16 protein-coding genes are annotated in these 15,182 nt (G+C 43.1%); all 16 read left to right on the top strand.

Annotated features, from left to right (window positions below; genetic code table 11):
* The first annotated feature begins 270 nt into the window (after positions 1-270).
* The 16 genes from ribD (at position 271) to ccsA (ending at position 15,170) form a co-directional block, all read left to right on the top strand.
* A complete protein-coding gene (gene ribD, locus IEW05_RS12355) occupies positions 271-1,371 on the top strand; it encodes a bifunctional diaminohydroxyphosphoribosylaminopyrimidine deaminase/5-amino-6-(5-phosphoribosylamino)uracil reductase RibD (protein WP_188539112.1) in 1,101 nt (366 codons plus the stop codon).
* A gap of 261 nt (positions 1,372-1,632) precedes the next feature.
* A complete protein-coding gene (ribE, locus tag IEW05_RS12350; protein WP_188539111.1) occupies positions 1,633-2,316 on the top strand; it encodes a riboflavin synthase in 684 nt (227 codons plus the stop codon).
* A gap of 27 nt (positions 2,317-2,343) precedes the next feature.
* Positions 2,344-3,582 carry a bifunctional 3,4-dihydroxy-2-butanone-4-phosphate synthase/GTP cyclohydrolase II gene (locus tag IEW05_RS12345; protein WP_188539110.1) on the top strand — a complete coding sequence of 413 codons (1,239 nt, stop codon included), beginning with the start codon at positions 2,344-2,346 and terminating at the stop codon, positions 3,580-3,582.
* Between the two features lie 61 nt (positions 3,583-3,643).
* Complete coding sequence (gene ribH, locus IEW05_RS12340) at positions 3,644-4,111, top strand: 6,7-dimethyl-8-ribityllumazine synthase (RefSeq protein WP_188539109.1); 468 nt, start codon at positions 3,644-3,646, stop codon at positions 4,109-4,111.
* 102 nt (positions 4,112-4,213) lie between these two features.
* Positions 4,214-5,011: a segregation and condensation protein A gene (locus IEW05_RS12335; RefSeq protein WP_505818049.1), complete on the top strand. Its 798-nt coding sequence runs from the start codon at positions 4,214-4,216 to the stop codon at positions 5,009-5,011.
* The gene (gene scpB, locus IEW05_RS12330) at positions 4,980-5,630 is read left to right on the top strand and encodes an SMC-Scp complex subunit ScpB (RefSeq protein WP_188539107.1); all 651 of its coding nucleotides are present in this window, start codon (positions 4,980-4,982) and stop codon (positions 5,628-5,630) included. The genes IEW05_RS12335 and scpB overlap by 32 nt, the downstream gene beginning before the upstream one ends.
* Before the next feature lie 178 nt (positions 5,631-5,808).
* On the top strand, positions 5,809-6,492 hold the full coding sequence (locus tag IEW05_RS12325) for a DUF2953 domain-containing protein (protein ID WP_188539105.1): 684 nt from the start codon (positions 5,809-5,811) through the stop codon (positions 6,490-6,492).
* Complete coding sequence (gene ytfJ, locus IEW05_RS12320; protein ID WP_188539103.1) at positions 6,465-6,959, top strand: GerW family sporulation protein; 495 nt, start codon at positions 6,465-6,467, stop codon at positions 6,957-6,959. The genes IEW05_RS12325 and ytfJ overlap by 28 nt, the downstream gene beginning before the upstream one ends.
* A gap of 281 nt (positions 6,960-7,240) precedes the next feature.
* Positions 7,241-8,329 carry a D-alanyl-D-alanine carboxypeptidase family protein gene (locus tag IEW05_RS12315; protein ID WP_229753436.1) on the top strand — a complete coding sequence of 363 codons (1,089 nt, stop codon included), beginning with the start codon at positions 7,241-7,243 and terminating at the stop codon, positions 8,327-8,329.
* Positions 8,330-8,367: 38 nt separating this feature from the next.
* Positions 8,368-8,994: a nucleoside recognition domain-containing protein gene (locus tag IEW05_RS12310; protein ID WP_188539099.1), complete on the top strand. Its 627-nt coding sequence runs from the start codon at positions 8,368-8,370 to the stop codon at positions 8,992-8,994.
* Between the two features lie 6 nt (positions 8,995-9,000).
* Positions 9,001-9,534, top strand: a complete 534-nt coding sequence (locus IEW05_RS12305; protein WP_308420403.1) for a spore maturation protein — start codon at positions 9,001-9,003, stop codon at positions 9,532-9,534.
* 160 nt (positions 9,535-9,694) lie between these two features.
* Positions 9,695-10,681: a DUF2167 domain-containing protein gene (locus IEW05_RS12300; protein ID WP_188539095.1), complete on the top strand. Its 987-nt coding sequence runs from the start codon at positions 9,695-9,697 to the stop codon at positions 10,679-10,681.
* Between the two features lie 128 nt (positions 10,682-10,809).
* The gene (locus tag IEW05_RS12295; RefSeq protein WP_188539093.1) at positions 10,810-11,565 is read left to right on the top strand and encodes a pseudouridine synthase; all 756 of its coding nucleotides are present in this window, start codon (positions 10,810-10,812) and stop codon (positions 11,563-11,565) included.
* A 125-nt stretch (positions 11,566-11,690) separates the two neighbouring features.
* A complete protein-coding gene (locus IEW05_RS12290) occupies positions 11,691-12,218 on the top strand; it encodes a peroxiredoxin family protein (RefSeq protein ID WP_188539091.1) in 528 nt (175 codons plus the stop codon).
* A 22-nt stretch (positions 12,219-12,240) separates the two neighbouring features.
* On the top strand, positions 12,241-13,911 hold the full coding sequence (gene resB, locus IEW05_RS12285) for a cytochrome c biogenesis protein ResB (RefSeq protein WP_188539089.1): 1,671 nt from the start codon (positions 12,241-12,243) through the stop codon (positions 13,909-13,911).
* Entirely contained in the window at positions 13,908-15,170 is a 1,263-nt protein-coding gene (gene ccsA / locus IEW05_RS12280) for a cytochrome c biogenesis protein CcsA (protein WP_188539086.1), read from the top strand. The genes resB and ccsA overlap by 4 nt, the downstream gene beginning before the upstream one ends.
* Positions 15,171-15,182 lie beyond the last annotated feature (12 nt).

Below are 15,182 nucleotides of genomic sequence, written 5' to 3'. Positions count from 1 at the left end.
CATTTGATCGTTATACAGATCAATTTGTCCAAAATGTTGAGCAGACTTTTTATTGTCCTTTTTTTCACAAAGTTTAGGTCTAGCTTTGTTCTGGACATATTTAAAAGTGCTAAGGGTTTATTTGAGTTTTCCATTATTTATTATGGATTCGCAATATCCCTATTTGCTGACTTTATTTGCGAATAATATCTTCCATGACTCCCTACTGGATTGTTCCGGTAGGGATTTTTTATGTTCTTAAGTGGTGTTGCGTGATTGGAGGTGTAATGTGTGGATAAGATTAATGACGAGTATTATATGGGGCTTGCGCTTGATATGGCAGAGAAGGCCCAAGGGCAAACTGGAGTGAACCCGGTTGTTGGAGCTGTAGTCGTGAAGGATGGTGCCATTCTTGGGTTGGGGACGCATTTGAAAAGAGGCGAGCCACATGCAGAGGTTCATGCGCTAAACATGGCCGGAACAACTGCTGAAGGTAGTACCGTATATGTGTCACTCGAGCCTTGTAGTCATTATGGAACAACACCGCCATGTGCGGCGCGGCTAATTGCCGAGAAGGTATCCCGGGTAGTTGTCGCTTGTGAGGACCCCAATTCGCAGGTAGCCGGACACGGTATTCAGATTCTACGTCAGAGTGGGATCGATGTAGAAGTTGGGGTGCTTCGAGATCGAGCTTTGAAACTGAATAAGAAGTTCATTAAGTACATTACTACCGGAATACCTTACGTTACGATCAAGACAGCAAGTACTTTGGATGGGAAAATTGCATCTAAGACGGGAGATAGTAAGTGGATCTCAAATGAGTCATCAAGAGAGATGGTTCATACGCTGCGTCACCGCCATCAGGGCATTATGGTTGGGGTAGGAACGGTAATAGCAGATGATCCGCAATTAACAACGAGACTTCAGGTCCCTGGTTTGTCTCCGATTCGGATCATTGTCGATTCCAAGCTACGGATTCCGGACTCCTCCAAAGTACTTTCCGACGGGTTAGCTCAAACGATCATCTTGACGACGAGTCAGGTTGACCCTACTAGGGTTTCTACTCTGAAGAATCGTGGGATCAATGTACTCACTTGTGGTGAAGGGCCGCAGGTCGATTTACAAGATGCTCTAGCTAAGTTAGGAGAACTGGATATTTCCTCGATCCTTGTAGAGGGAGGCGGCCGATTGAATGGTTCGCTCATTCAGAATAGGCTCGTTGATGAAATTATCTTATTCTTTGCACCAAAGCTTGTTGGTGGACTAGAAGCACCTGGAAACTTTAGGTTTGATGGTTTTGATCTCATGCAGGATGCGGTTTCCTTAAAAGACCTCGAAGTAGAGCAAATCGGAGATAACATATGTATCCGAGGAATCCCTGACTGGCCTTAACTAATTTCATTTTCTTTTCTGCAGCGAAACGAGTTTGATACACTACATCTTTAAAAGTGTGATGAAGATGAAAAAGTGGGTACGAGGTGTGATTCAGAACTGGAGAAGCGAAGTGTTTGTCTTTGCCACGTGATTGTAACCCTGCCTGGGTTCATAAAAATCAGACAATCACGTGGCAACAACGATCGAAAGTCTGAATCACGCCGACTGCCCATACTTTTCACCAAACTTTAACATGTACTTAGCAAAGGAGGCGAGCCGATGTTTACCGGACTCGTAGAAGAAGTAGGCAGGATGAATTCCGTCAGCCGCAGAGGGGAAGCTATGGAGCTGGAAATTTCGGCAGACTTGATTACGGATGGTCTGAAGCTAGGTGATAGCATATCGGTAAACGGAGTTTGCCTTACAGCAACATCATTTCAGCGAAATAAGTTCACGGTTGATGTTATGCCTCAAACTTATCGTAATACCAATCTCAAAGACCTTAAGCCTGGCAGTAAAGTTAATCTTGAGCGGGCCATGTTAGCAGGTGGTCGATTTGGTGGTCATATCGTGCAAGGGCATGTTGATGGTGTCGGAACAATTACGGGTTCGAAGAGAGATTACAATGCGGTCATGTATGAAATTGCTCCGTCCGACCCTTCTTTATTTAAATACATTATTCCTCAGGGATCGATCACTGTGGACGGTATAAGCTTAACTGTGGTTGATGTAAAGGCAAGAGGATTTAGTATTTCGATTATTCCACATACCTTGTCAGAGACTTTGTTTGCATATAAAAATACGGGTGATACGGTGAACCTAGAGTGCGATGTGTTAGGAAAATATGTAGATCATCTGCTGAGATACGGTCGTGCAAAAAGCGATGATGGAAGCAGTAAAGCACAATCAGCATCATCCTCCAGCATGGATATGTCTTTTCTAGTGGAGAATGGTTTTGTTTAAATAAACAACCCATAGGAGGGGATTATAATGAGCGAAATTCAACTGAATCAAATTGAAGAAGCAATATACGATTTGATGCGTGGTAAAGTAGTCATCGTTGTTGATGATGAAGATCGTGAGAATGAAGGAGATTTTATTGCTTTAGCCGAAAAGGCTACACCTGAAGTGATCAATTTTATGATTACACAGGGTCGGGGGCTTGTATGTTTGCCGATTACGCAAAGCCGCGCCGAAGAACTTGATCTACAGCCAATGGTGGCGCAGAATACGGATAATCATGGAACGGCATTTACAGTTTCTATTGATCACATCGATACGACGACTGGGATTTCAGCATTTGAGCGTTCCACTACAATAAAAGGGATCTTGGATCCTAAAGCCAAGCCGTCAGACTTCCGTCGTCCGGGTCATATGTTCCCGTTGATTGCGAAGAAGGGTGGAGTGCTTAGACGTGCGGGGCATACGGAGGCAGCAGTAGATCTTGCCCGGATGTGTGGATCTTATCCGGCAGCGGTGATATGTGAAATCATTAAAGAAGATGGAACGATGGCCAGACTTCCTCAACTGGTGGAAATTGCTAAGGCCTTTGATCTAAAACTGATCAGTATCAAAGATTTAATTCATTATCGTAATGAGAAAGAGAAGCTTGTGACCCGCGAAGTGGAAGTGAAAATGCCAACAGATTATGGTGATTTCCGAGCGATTGCCTATACCAATGAAGTGGATTCGAAAGAGAACGTTGCTCTAGTTATGGGTGAGATTGATAGTGAAAAACCGGTGTTAGTGCGTGTACATTCTGAGTGCTTAACGGGTGATGTGTTTCATTCTCATCGTTGTGATTGCGGTCCACAATTTGAAGCAGCTCTTCGCCAAATTAAGGAAGCTGGGAATGGTGTACTGCTGTACATGAGGCAAGAAGGCCGAGGCATTGGCCTAGTGAATAAACTGAAGGCTTATAAGCTGCAAGAACAAGGATTGGACACGGTTGATGCGAATCTTAAGCTTGGATTTCCAGCGGATCTGCGAGATTACGGGATTGGTGCTCAGATATTGAAGGATCTAGGTGTGAGACAAATTCGCTTAATGACGAACAACCCTCGGAAAATTAAGGGGCTTGAGGGCTATGGATTAGAAGTTGTCGAACGGGTGCCGATTCAAATTAAAGAAAATCAAGACAATAGTAATTATTTACATGTAAAACAGGCGAAAATGGGACATCTGCTAGAGTTTGATGATATAGAACAAGATGAGTCTGCAAAAGTTTAAAGGAACACTTAGCTTTACCGCTAATAAAAATATTATCTAATAATGAAAGGTTTGATTTGAAATGGCTAATTATTTTGAGGGAACATTAGTATCGGAAGGGTTAAAATACGCTATCGTCGTTGGACGTTTCAACGAATTCATTACAAGTAAGCTGCTGAGTGGTGCGCTGGATGCATTGAAGCGACATGGGGTTCAAGACGATGAAGTGAATGTAGCATGGGTACCCGGAGCATTTGAGATTCCTTTTGCAGCACAGAAGCTAGCGGAAAGCGGAAATTATGATGCCGTCATCACCTTGGGTACCGTTATTCGTGGCTCAACCTCACATTATGATTATGTATGTAATGAGGTAGCAAAGGGCGTAGCAGCCATCGGGCTCAAAACAGGTGTTCCAACAATCTTTGGGGTAGTAACAACGGAGAATATCGAACAGGCAATCGAGCGTGCCGGTACGAAGGCCGGGAACAAAGGCTGGGATGCTGCGATGGCGGCAATTGAAATGGCGAACTTGACGAAACTGCTAAAATAGTGCTTATTTAATGTAGTACCCTTTTTTCGCAAGGGTACTACATTTTTCATTTGCTCGCTTGTTATTACAAGCCAGCACTTAAATAGGCGGAGGATGTTTTCATTGACGACAGTATCATATAAGCTGGAGACCTTTGAGGGGCCGCTTGATTTGCTGCTCCATCTGATCGATAAAGCTGAGATTGATATCCATCAAATCTCAATAAGCGATATAACAGATCAATATCTCGAATATTTGCATAGCATGCAAGAATTGGAGCTGGATGTTACCAGCGAGTTTCTTGTCATGGCGGCCACTTTACTGTCGATAAAAAGCAAACAATTATTGCCAAAACCACCTGTCATCGAGTTTGACGAAGATTTTGAGTATTTAATGGACGATGAAGAGGACCCACGGGACGAACTCATTCGTAAGCTGATCGAATATCGTAAATATAAAGGGATCGCCGAGCATCTTCATGAACGGGAATGGGAGCGGAGTCTTATTTTCTCCAAGGAACCGGAGGATCTAACCCCATTTATGCCTCAAGTGCAGGAGAACCCCGTCAAAGGTTTGCATACCGAAGATTTAATCGCTATGTTTCAGAAAGCTTTAAGAAGAGCGGTTAAGCGTAATGTAGTAGCACGAATTCAGCGGGATGAAATTTCAGTAAAGGATCGTATACGAGAAGTGGTATCGGCATTAGAGAGTACAGGCAAGGGTGGCAGATTACTGTTTTCAAAGCTACTCCATCCCGAAATGTACCGACATGAGATCGTCGTTACTTTTCTCGCTGTATTGGAATTAATGAAAATGAAACAAATTGTTTGTTATCAGAACAGATTGTTTGACGACATTGTAATGGAGTGGAGAGGGGAAGGAAAGGTTAATGAATTTTCAGGACTTGAAGTCGATTATTGAAGGCTTATTGTTTCTAGCGGGGGAAGAGGGCCTCAGCGTGAAGCAGATTTCAGAAGTTACCGAGCAGCGCTCAGAGTTGATCACCGATGCATTGCTCGATATGAAGACCTCATTTGAACGAGCCGGTCGAGGGTTACAGATTGTGCAAATCGCCGGGAATTATCAATTGGCGACACTCCCGGATCACGCTCCATATTTTGAACGACTTGCTTATTCCCCTTCCAGGTCATCTCTATCCCAGGCTGCATTAGAGACATTATCCATCGTCGCTTACCGCCAACCTATCACTAGGGTTGAGATCGAGGAAATTCGTGGGGTCAAGTCGGAACGGGCTATTCACACTTTGGTTAATAAAGACCTAATCGAAGAGGTGGGTAGAGCAGAAGCGATTGGTCGTCCCATTTTATATGGAACTACGAAGTCGTTTCTTGATTACTTCGGCTTAGGAAGCTTGAAGGATCTTCCGGAAATGTCCAATTTCGAGAATACGGAGCATTTGGAGGAGGAGACTCAGCTATTGTTTCAAAAACTGGAGGAACAGCAGCTTACATTTGATGATGTGAAGGACGATTTAGGTGCCGTTCTAAATAAAGAAGTAAATGATAGTAGCAATTCATAATATTCGATTCCCAAATGAATAACGATTATCGACGGTTCGCTCTGATTAGAGTGGACCGTTTTTTTGTGTTAGTAAGATCAGTTCCTCTTAAACTTGTGTTAACTTTGAGGAATTTTATCTCTTTTGGCAAGCCATACTACAGTAAGCTAGTTATTTGAAAGGCTTGGAGGGCTTTCCCGTGTGGATTTGGCTCGGAGGCATCCTAATCTTGTTGCTACTCGTCATTGTCTTACTTCTGATGTCAAATATCTCTATAGATTTGTTGGTGCGGAAGAAAAATTGGGATGAGACTATTTTGCTGAATATCACGCTTGTTTACGGATTAGTTCGTTTCCATTATGAGGTTCCCTCCATTGTGTTTCGCAATGTAAAAGAAGGCTTCAACGTGGAGGATAATGTGGTTTCTAATTTCTTCAAAGGACAGACGTCGAGCAACGAGCAGGATATTAATGAAGAAAAGATTAAGCATTGGACAAATAAGTATCGTGAAATCCTGAAAGCAATCTTTGAATTTAAGAAGTGGTTTAATCAAACACTTAAGAGGATATCTTTCCACAAGTTGGATTGGTCTACCAACGTTGCATTATCCGATGCTGCGCATACCGCGACGCTGACAGGAGCTCTATGGGGGATCAAGACTACTTTGGTTGGGGGGCTGTCACACCGAGTATCTTTGTTGCAAAGGCCAAAACTATTTGTCGTCCCAGTCTTTGGATGTCCGCCGTTATTTTCCACGGAGATCCACTGCATAGCTAAAATCCGCTGCGGATATGCTATATATGCTGGACTGATACTTATAGTTCGGGTGTTAAAAGTGAAAGGAGGAGTGAGGAAATGGCTGAACATCCTATTCAAGGATTAATGCAAACTGCGATGGAGAACATTAAGGATATGGTCGACGTCAATACGATTGTAGGTGAGGCTGTCGAGACACCGGACGGGAGCGTTATCTTACCGATCAGCAGAGTGGGCTTCGGATTTGCTGCAGGGGGTAGCGATTTTAACTTGGAGGGGAATTCCGGAGGTAACTCCAGCTCGAATAACAATTCCAATGAGGGTGGCAAAACGCGACCTTTTGGCGGGGGTAGTGGTGGAGGAGTATCCATAAATCCAATCGCTTTTCTCGTTGTTGGTAAGCAAGGTGTGAACATCGTACCACTCGACAACCAAACGCACCTGATGGAGAAAATGATTGATGCAGTACCAAGTTTAATCGATAAAATCCAGTCATTATTCCCAAATGGTGATTGTCATAAGAGCGTGGGCGCACAGGAATCCAAGATTATTTTAAATGAAACTGATAAAAATCATGGGTCACATTGCAATTAAAAATATCCATGTACCGTGTTCGGTGGTTATCGATCCTTTCCGGAAACTCGGGAAGGGTCTTTTTTATAGTCGTATAAGAGCACTCCACTTTGTGGGGTTATTACGGTGCTACTGTAAGGTGGACATACTCTCTAGCACCGTCGCATATAGTGATACAAGTAATCTTGCATATAAGGCCGGAGGAATAAGTGATGAATACAAAATTAAGAATTGTAGCTGCTATTTGCGTTATGACACTATGCTTTATTCTGAGTTTTACATCAGTCGTACAAGCCGAAGGGATGAGACCTGGGGCTCCATCAACAAACGCGCAGGCTTCTGCGCTTATCGATGTAACATCGGGGCGAATTCTTTATTCAAGCCGAGGTGATGACGAATTACCTATAGCAAGTCTGACAAAGATAATGACCGCCATAGTCGCTATTGAACACGGAAAGCTAGATGATATGGTGACCGTTAGTAAAAACGCCTTTGCCAAAGAAGGCTCGTCCATATACCTTCAGCTTGGCGAGGAAATGAGTTTACGCAATATGCTGTACGGCTTGATGTTACGCTCGGGCAATGATGCTGCAACTGCGATTGCTGAACATGTTGGAGGTTCGGAGGAAGGTTTCGTTCATTTAATGAATGAAAAGGCGCGATTAATCGGTCTTGAGCATACTCATTTTCAGAATCCACACGGATTGGATGCAAAAGCACACTATTCTTCCGCAAACGATCTCGCCACATTGACAGCATATGCGTTACATAATCTCGAATTTAAGGAGATCGTATCTACAAAAAGCAAGAAAGCACCGAACCCTAACGATCCATGGGATTATAAATGGGACAATAAAAACAAGATGCTTCGTTTCTATGAAGGAGCAGATGGAGTGAAAACCGGCTTCACCAAAATTGCCAGACGTTGTTTGGTTAGTTCTGCAACTCGGGGTGGGCAACAACTTGTCGTCGTTACACTAAATGATGGTGATGATTGGAACGACCATCGAGTGCTACTTGATTATGGATTTGCTAATTTCCCACTAACTAGTTTGATTCAAGAGGGACAAGCGGTTGAGGGCGGTTTAGTCACGGGTAAGGAGTTTCGCTATGCATTGGCGAATGGAGAAGCTGCACGAGTAGAGAGAAGACTTGTTCTAAATAGGGTTGTCCCCGATGATTTTGGTTATCGGGGGGAAATTAGAATTACACTTGATGGTAAAGAGATTGGAAATGTTCCGGTGTACGAGCAGGGGAGTGTTATTCCAAAGCCACAGCAAGAACGTCAAAATTCTTCAGGAGCTTCCACGACCATAAAGGTAGTTACGGGACAAAGCAGTTGGTCAGGAGCGCTGATGGAGGTATTCAGGTCTTTACTACTCGTCAAATAATGATTTCGTGGGGGAATCTAATAAGGGGGGAGAAGGATATGGTAAATAAAATCTGGCTTGCACTTATACTAATAGGATTTATATTTGCTGCATTAAAGGGTGATATCAATATCGTAACGCAAGCTGCCTTTGAGGGAGCCGCGACAGGGGTTACCGTCTGTTTCGGACTCATTAGTGTGTTAGTGTTTTGGCTAGGAATCATGCGATTGGCAGAAGATGCAGGATTGGTCAAAAAAATCTCAAAATTACTCGGGCCTGTAGTTTCTTTCTTATTCCCGGATGTTCCTAAGAATCATCCTGCTATGGGATATATTTTGTCCAATATGAGTGCTAATTTACTAGGGCTTGGGAATGCAGCAACCCCAATGGGCATTCGGGCTATGCAGCAACTACAGGAGCTAAATCCCGATAAAGAAATAGCATCTCCTGCTATGTGTACGCTACTTGCACTTAATACAGCTAGTATTACCTTAATACCGACTACACTGATCGCGATCCGTCTTAATTTTAACTCGGCAAATCCGGCTGAAATCGTAGGTTCGACGTTACTAGCTACAGCGGTTGCCACTGCTGCTGCAATTGTTGCAGACCGCTGGTATCGACGGAGGAGCATTCGAAGAAAACTGCCGCCTACGATACCACCTACTTTGTCCTTAAAGAGGTGAGCTACCTTGTTGGGTTGGATTAATCTACTGTCCGCTTGGGCCGTCCCCGTGATGATCACATTTATTCCTTTATATGCTTATTTTAAAAGGGTACCAGTATATGAATCCTTTGTTGACGGAGCTAAGGATGGATTCTCAACAGCCATTGGAATTATACCTCATCTCGTTGGCATGATGGTTGCAATTAGTGTGTTTCGTGCTTCCGGTGCGCTCGATTTCTTTGTTGGATGGATGACTCCACTCTTAGAAAGTCTTCGGGTTCCACCGGAAGTACTTCCGCTTGGTATTCTGAGACCACTCACAGGTACAGGCTCACTTGCATTTACAACGGATTTGATTAAGACCTATGGACCAGATTCGATGATTGGTCGAATAGCATCCACGGTACAAGGCAGTACGGATACGACATTGTATGTGCTTACTGTATATTTTGGAGCTGTTGGTATTAAAAATGGTCGGTATGCTTTAAAAGTAGGCCTATTTTCTGACATTATCGGATTTATTGCCGCAATTTGCGTATGTCTTCTTTTATTTAGCTAACAACTAGCTGAATCTAATGACTTCTGAACTAGTTCAGAAGTCATTTTTTTGTGTTGAATTAGGTTAAATTGAGAAAATGACTACCCATATTTGCTTTCAATATGTAAAATTAGAAATATTATTAAATACATATACTTACATGCGAGAGGAAGAGTTGAATTTGCAAAAGATTAGAAAGAGAACAAGACTAAGGCTTGGAGCGGCCGCTATTTTAGTATGTATGCTCATTTTCACATCATTTCCCCTTCAAGCTTTGGCAGAGACTGAGCTGAATTGGGTAGAAGGAACAGGACAAAGCATCGAAGTAGGTGATGGGCTCGCTGATCTCACGTTGAAGGAAGGATATTATTTCCTTGACAAGCAAGATACATTGACTTATTTGCAGGAAACCGGAAACATTCCTGACGGTCTTGAAATTGCGACCATATTTCCTGATGATGAGAGTCAAGGTTGGACGTTGTATCTAGAGTACGAAGATACGGGTCATATTAAGGACAAAGAGAAAAACGACATCAATGCGGATGATCTACTTGAAAGCTACAGACAAGGAACAGAAGCTTCAAATGAACAGCTGGCCGAGGAAAATCATTTGTTTGTAGACGGTTGGGAAACTCCTCCGCAGTATGATGAAAATTTACATAGTCTGACATGGGCACTTTTACTTCATGATATTGATAATAACCCATTGATTAACTACAACATACGTATTTTGACGCGTGAAGGAACCGTATCGGCAGTTCTTGTATCAGATCCAGAGCATCTAGCAGCTGATCGCGCTGTAATGGAAGATGAAGTACTAGCTGGCTTTAAATTAAGAGAAGGACAGCGTTACGAGGATTTTAACGCGAAGACGGATAGAACAGCGGAGATCGGTCTAACTGCTCTAATTCTAGGCGGAGCTGGAGCGGTTGTTGCTAAGAAGTCAGGTTTATTAGCCTTACTACTTCTAATTCTTAAGAAGGGATTCGTTCTTATTATTGCTGCGTTTGCATTTATTGGACGACTGATCTTTGGTAAGAAAAAGAAGCAAGTGACTACTCAGCAACCCATCGACATGAACGGGAATCAAGACGGTAATCAAGAGGACAGATTCAATCGGTCTGATGATCGATTTAACTCCGACGATCGATTTAATCGACCGGAATAATGAATTGAAATAAGAATGAAACGGCTCGGGGGTATATTACCCTCGGGTCGTTTTATTATCTCAGAAGTGCTTGCTATTGTGATTTTCTTCTCCTATGGGTATCATGTGTATGAGGTGACTTATTGATCATGGAAAGATTGCAAAAAATATTAGCTGGAGCGGGTGTCGCTTCACGTCGAAAATGTGAAGAACTGATATTAAAAGGTAAGGTAGAAGTAAATGGTGAAACTGTTACTACCTTGGGTACAAAAGCTGATCCTGCAGTGGATGTAATTACCGTAGAGGGTAAAAGCATCGGTGCGGAGAAGAAGCTGTATATCGTATTTAACAAGCCTAAGGGTGTTATTACGAGTGCTTCAGATCCACAAGGAAGAAAGATTGTAACGGATTATTTGAAGGGTGTAACAGAACGTCTTTATCCAGTAGGACGTCTTGATTATGATACTGAAGGTTTGCTTTTGCTTACGAATGATGGCGATTTTGCACATCTTCTAACGCATCCGAAGCATCATGTTCCCAAGACCTATATAGCGGCAGTTAAGGGTGTGCCCCACGGTACAGAACTTGATAAGCTGAAAAAAGGAATTCTGCTTGAGGATGGTATAACTGCCCCAGCAGAAGTAGAATATCAGGACATTGATCCCGAAGGTAAACATTCTACAATCTCGATTACGATCCATGAAGGTAAAAACCGTCAGGTACGCCGAATGTTCGAAGCCATTGGCCACCCAGTGACCAAGCTGAAGAGAATTGCTTTTGGTGAACTGTTCCTGGGCAACTTGAAGAGAGGTCTCTACCGACACTTAACCAAAGAAGAAATTGAAGGATTGTACAAGCAAGCTAGAATTGCTGGGAAACAAAGTAAACCAGAAAAACGCAAATAGACACATAATTTTCACATTTAGCCTTGGAAGCTAGCTGAAACTGTGGTAATTTTCGTTATAATGTTCATAGGATGTTCACTATTTGTTCATAAAATATGAAAATTATCACAGAAGGGAAGCTGGAGATGGGGAAAGCGAGACGGCCAGTACAAGTCGTCATACTGATACTTATCGTTATCCTTGGCGGCTATGCCATCAGTACAGCAGCATTCGGCGGCGGGAACGGCACACCGGAAATCGGAGATAAGCCTCCCGCCATCAAACTGCTAGGACTTGATGGTAAAGTACATACCCTGGATGAATATAAGGGGCAGGCAGTTGTCATTAACTTTTGGGCTACTTGGTGTACGTATTGTGTGAAAGAAATGCCCGCACTACAAACTCAGTGGGAGAAGTGGCAGAGTCAGGACGTCGTTATTCTCGGAATTAATACGGGAGAAGACGAAATGACTGTGCGTAATTTTACTGGGCAAATGGGTGTGGATTTTCCTGTGTTGTTTGATAGTGATAATGAAGCAGTTCGTAAATACGGTGTCGTACCGATGCCCACGACTTTTTTTGTTGACAAGAAGGGTAGAATATCCTCCATCCATCAGGGGGAACTGGATTTGGACAGTCTCGACGACCAAATCAAGCAACTGGTGAATCCTTGATGAAGAGAGGGGGGACTTTCCATTGATTGAAAACACGAAATGTGAGTGCGGACATCAGAATCCGGTTGGAACTGTTCTTTGTGAGGCTTGTGGGAAGCCACTCTTTGAGCTTGATGAGTCTAGTGAAGTTCTTGAAATGCGCTATGATGGAGCCGCGAGACGTTCACAGCGTGCTAATCCCAATGTCATCGACCGAATCTGGAATTTTTTCTCATCGGTTAAAGTTGCAATTTATCTCATTATTCTTACTCTGATCGGTGCGTCCCTAGGGACGATATTTCAGCAGGAGAGTAATTTTGTACAAGTTGATGCATCGAAGTACTACAAAGATAATTATGGGACCATCGGCGATATTTATTATAAGCTGGGTCTATCTCACACCTACGAATCCTGGTGGTTTATTACGCTGCTGGTTATGATCGGAGCTTCTCTCATCATCTGTAGTCTGGACAGGGTACTTCCGCTCTACAAAGCACTCTCCAAACAAAAGATTCGCAAACACAAGCAGTTTCTTACCCGGCAAAAACTTGTCTATCAAGGTCCGATTGCAGAGGACCCTTTAGTGTGGGTGCAGCAAAGTTCCATCTTGCTCAAGAAAAAGGGTTACCGCGTTCATATTGATGGAGACGCTCTTTTAGCTGAGAAGCAGCGGTTTAGTCGCTGGGGGCCTTATGTCATTCATATTGGATTGATTATTTTCTTGCTTGCTGTATTATTTCGTGGTCTTCCCGGACTGCATCTCGATAAGCATTACTGGTTCCCTGAGGGCGAGATTACACGGATTCCAGATACATCCTTTTACTTGAAGAACGAGAAGTTCACAGTGGAGTATTACAGTGAGGATGAAATGTCCGCAGATTTTCGTGGAACGGGTAAAGTCGTGCCTAAGCTATTTGAGACGAAAGCAGTGCTATATCAGTGTACTGCAGACTGTGATGATCCCTCCAAGACTCCCGTACTCAAAGAGGTTAAACGTCATGCCATTCAGGTCAACAAGCCTTTAAGCTATAAAGGACTTTCCGCTTATCAGTTTGATTTCGATCTGACACCAAAGCTGCGTTCGGTGCAGCCAGTTCTGGTCAATAAGCAAACAGGCGAACAATTCGGAAAATTCAAGCTTGATATGACTAATCCTCAGCGAGAATTCAAACTCGGTCCATACACCCTAGAACTCGTCAATAAATATATGGATTTCTCATTAAATGATCAAGGTCAGCCGATTTCCAAATCAGCGAGTCCTAATGCTCCCGCTTTTTTGTTTACTATCAAAGGGCCAGATTTGCCGACAGAGGGAAGCCAGTATATTTATTTCCCGAAGCAAATAGACAAGGAACGCTTTCAACAAGACGCAATCAACGAGAAACTCGGCGGCCTACAGAATAAGTTAGAATTGGATGTACTCGCCATGGAGGATGTAGATTTCATCAGTTCTAGCAGTTTTTTGAACATACGAGTAGATCGGGCTATGCCATTTGTATGGTTAGGCCTAGGAATCGTCATGCTGGGATTAATTCTAGGTTTCTATTGGCAACATCGCCGAATTTGGCTGCGTGTTGATGATCAGGTGTTAACACTTGGTGGACATACGACAAAAAACTGGTTTGGAATGCGCCGTGAGGTGTCTGCATTCCTGCAAGTTATGGGTGTCGAAGTGGATGAGAAGTCATTGGATAACGGGGGGAATCGGCCATGAGTTATTTAGAATTCAGTAAACAGGCTTTCGTCATTGCATTCTATCTCTATTGTGTAGCATTTATATTTTATGTAGTGGCCGTAACCGGAAAGACTTGGAGAAATCGAGATCCACAGAAGCACGAGCGGAAGTGGGGACGGATATCATTTGTGACATCCTCACTGGGTTTGGTGTCGCATTTGTTATATTGCGGAACTCGTTGGGCTTCAAGCGGACATATTCCGGTTAGTAATATGTATGAATTCATGTCATTTTTATCTATGATGATCATGATTGCTTTTACCATAGTATTTCTGATTTATCGTAAAATATTACTCGGCATGTTCGCCGTACCGATTGCTATTATTATCATGGCGTATGCCGCAGTATTTCCTCAAGATGTTCAACCATTAATTCCATCACTGAAATCGATTTGGCTTTACATTCACGTATCGCTTGCAGCTGCTGGAGAATCATTTTTTGCGGTAGGTTTTGTGGCAGGATTCATGTATTTATTGCGAAGTGTCCCATTTGGTGACAACGATAAATCGACACGTCGACAAAAATGGTGGATTGAATTCACGTTTTTTTCTATAATTGTATTAGTGGGCTTTATTATTTCGGTGTTTGCTTTTCGTGCCGCCGGATATGAAGCAACTTTTGCATCAAATTCGACAGAGATTGACAGCCAAGTACAACAAGATAGTACAATAGGTAAAGTGGTTTATAAAATGCCGCCAATCGTAGCACCCTATCAGAGTGAAACGGAGAACGTTCAATCGTTCCTTGGTATGGATAAGCCATTATTTGAGGCACCGTCTTGGATGAATGGGGTGAATGCAGCTCGTAAGCTGAATACGATCATTTGGGCTGTGATCTCAGGAGCCCTATTGTACGGACTTATAAGACTTCTAATTCGTAAGCCGATAGGTACCGCGGTATCTCCTTACTTAAAAGGAATCGATGCTGACGATTTAGACGAAATTAGTTACCGAGCCATTGCGATTGGTTTTCCGATCTTTACGCTGGGTGCACTAGTGTTTGCTATGATATGGGCGCAGCAGGCTTGGGGACGTTTCTGGGCCAACGATCCAAAAGAAGTATGGGCACTTATTACCTGGTTATTCTACAGTGTGTACCTACATCTTCGGTTGTCGCGCGGTTTCCAGGGCCGCAGAGCATCATGGTTAGCGGTTCTCGGTTTTCTTGTTGTTATGTTTACGCTCGTAGGAGTTAATCTTGTTATTTCGGGTTTGCATTCTTACGCGGGTACAGACTAATGATATAATCAA

This window comes from Paenibacillus segetis, assembly GCF_014639155.1.
In the GTDB taxonomy this organism is placed as follows: domain Bacteria; phylum Bacillota; class Bacilli; order Paenibacillales; family Paenibacillaceae; genus Fontibacillus; species Fontibacillus segetis.
The sequence above is the reverse complement of the archived record's forward strand: the minus strand, read 5'-3'. Positions and strand labels throughout refer to the sequence as shown.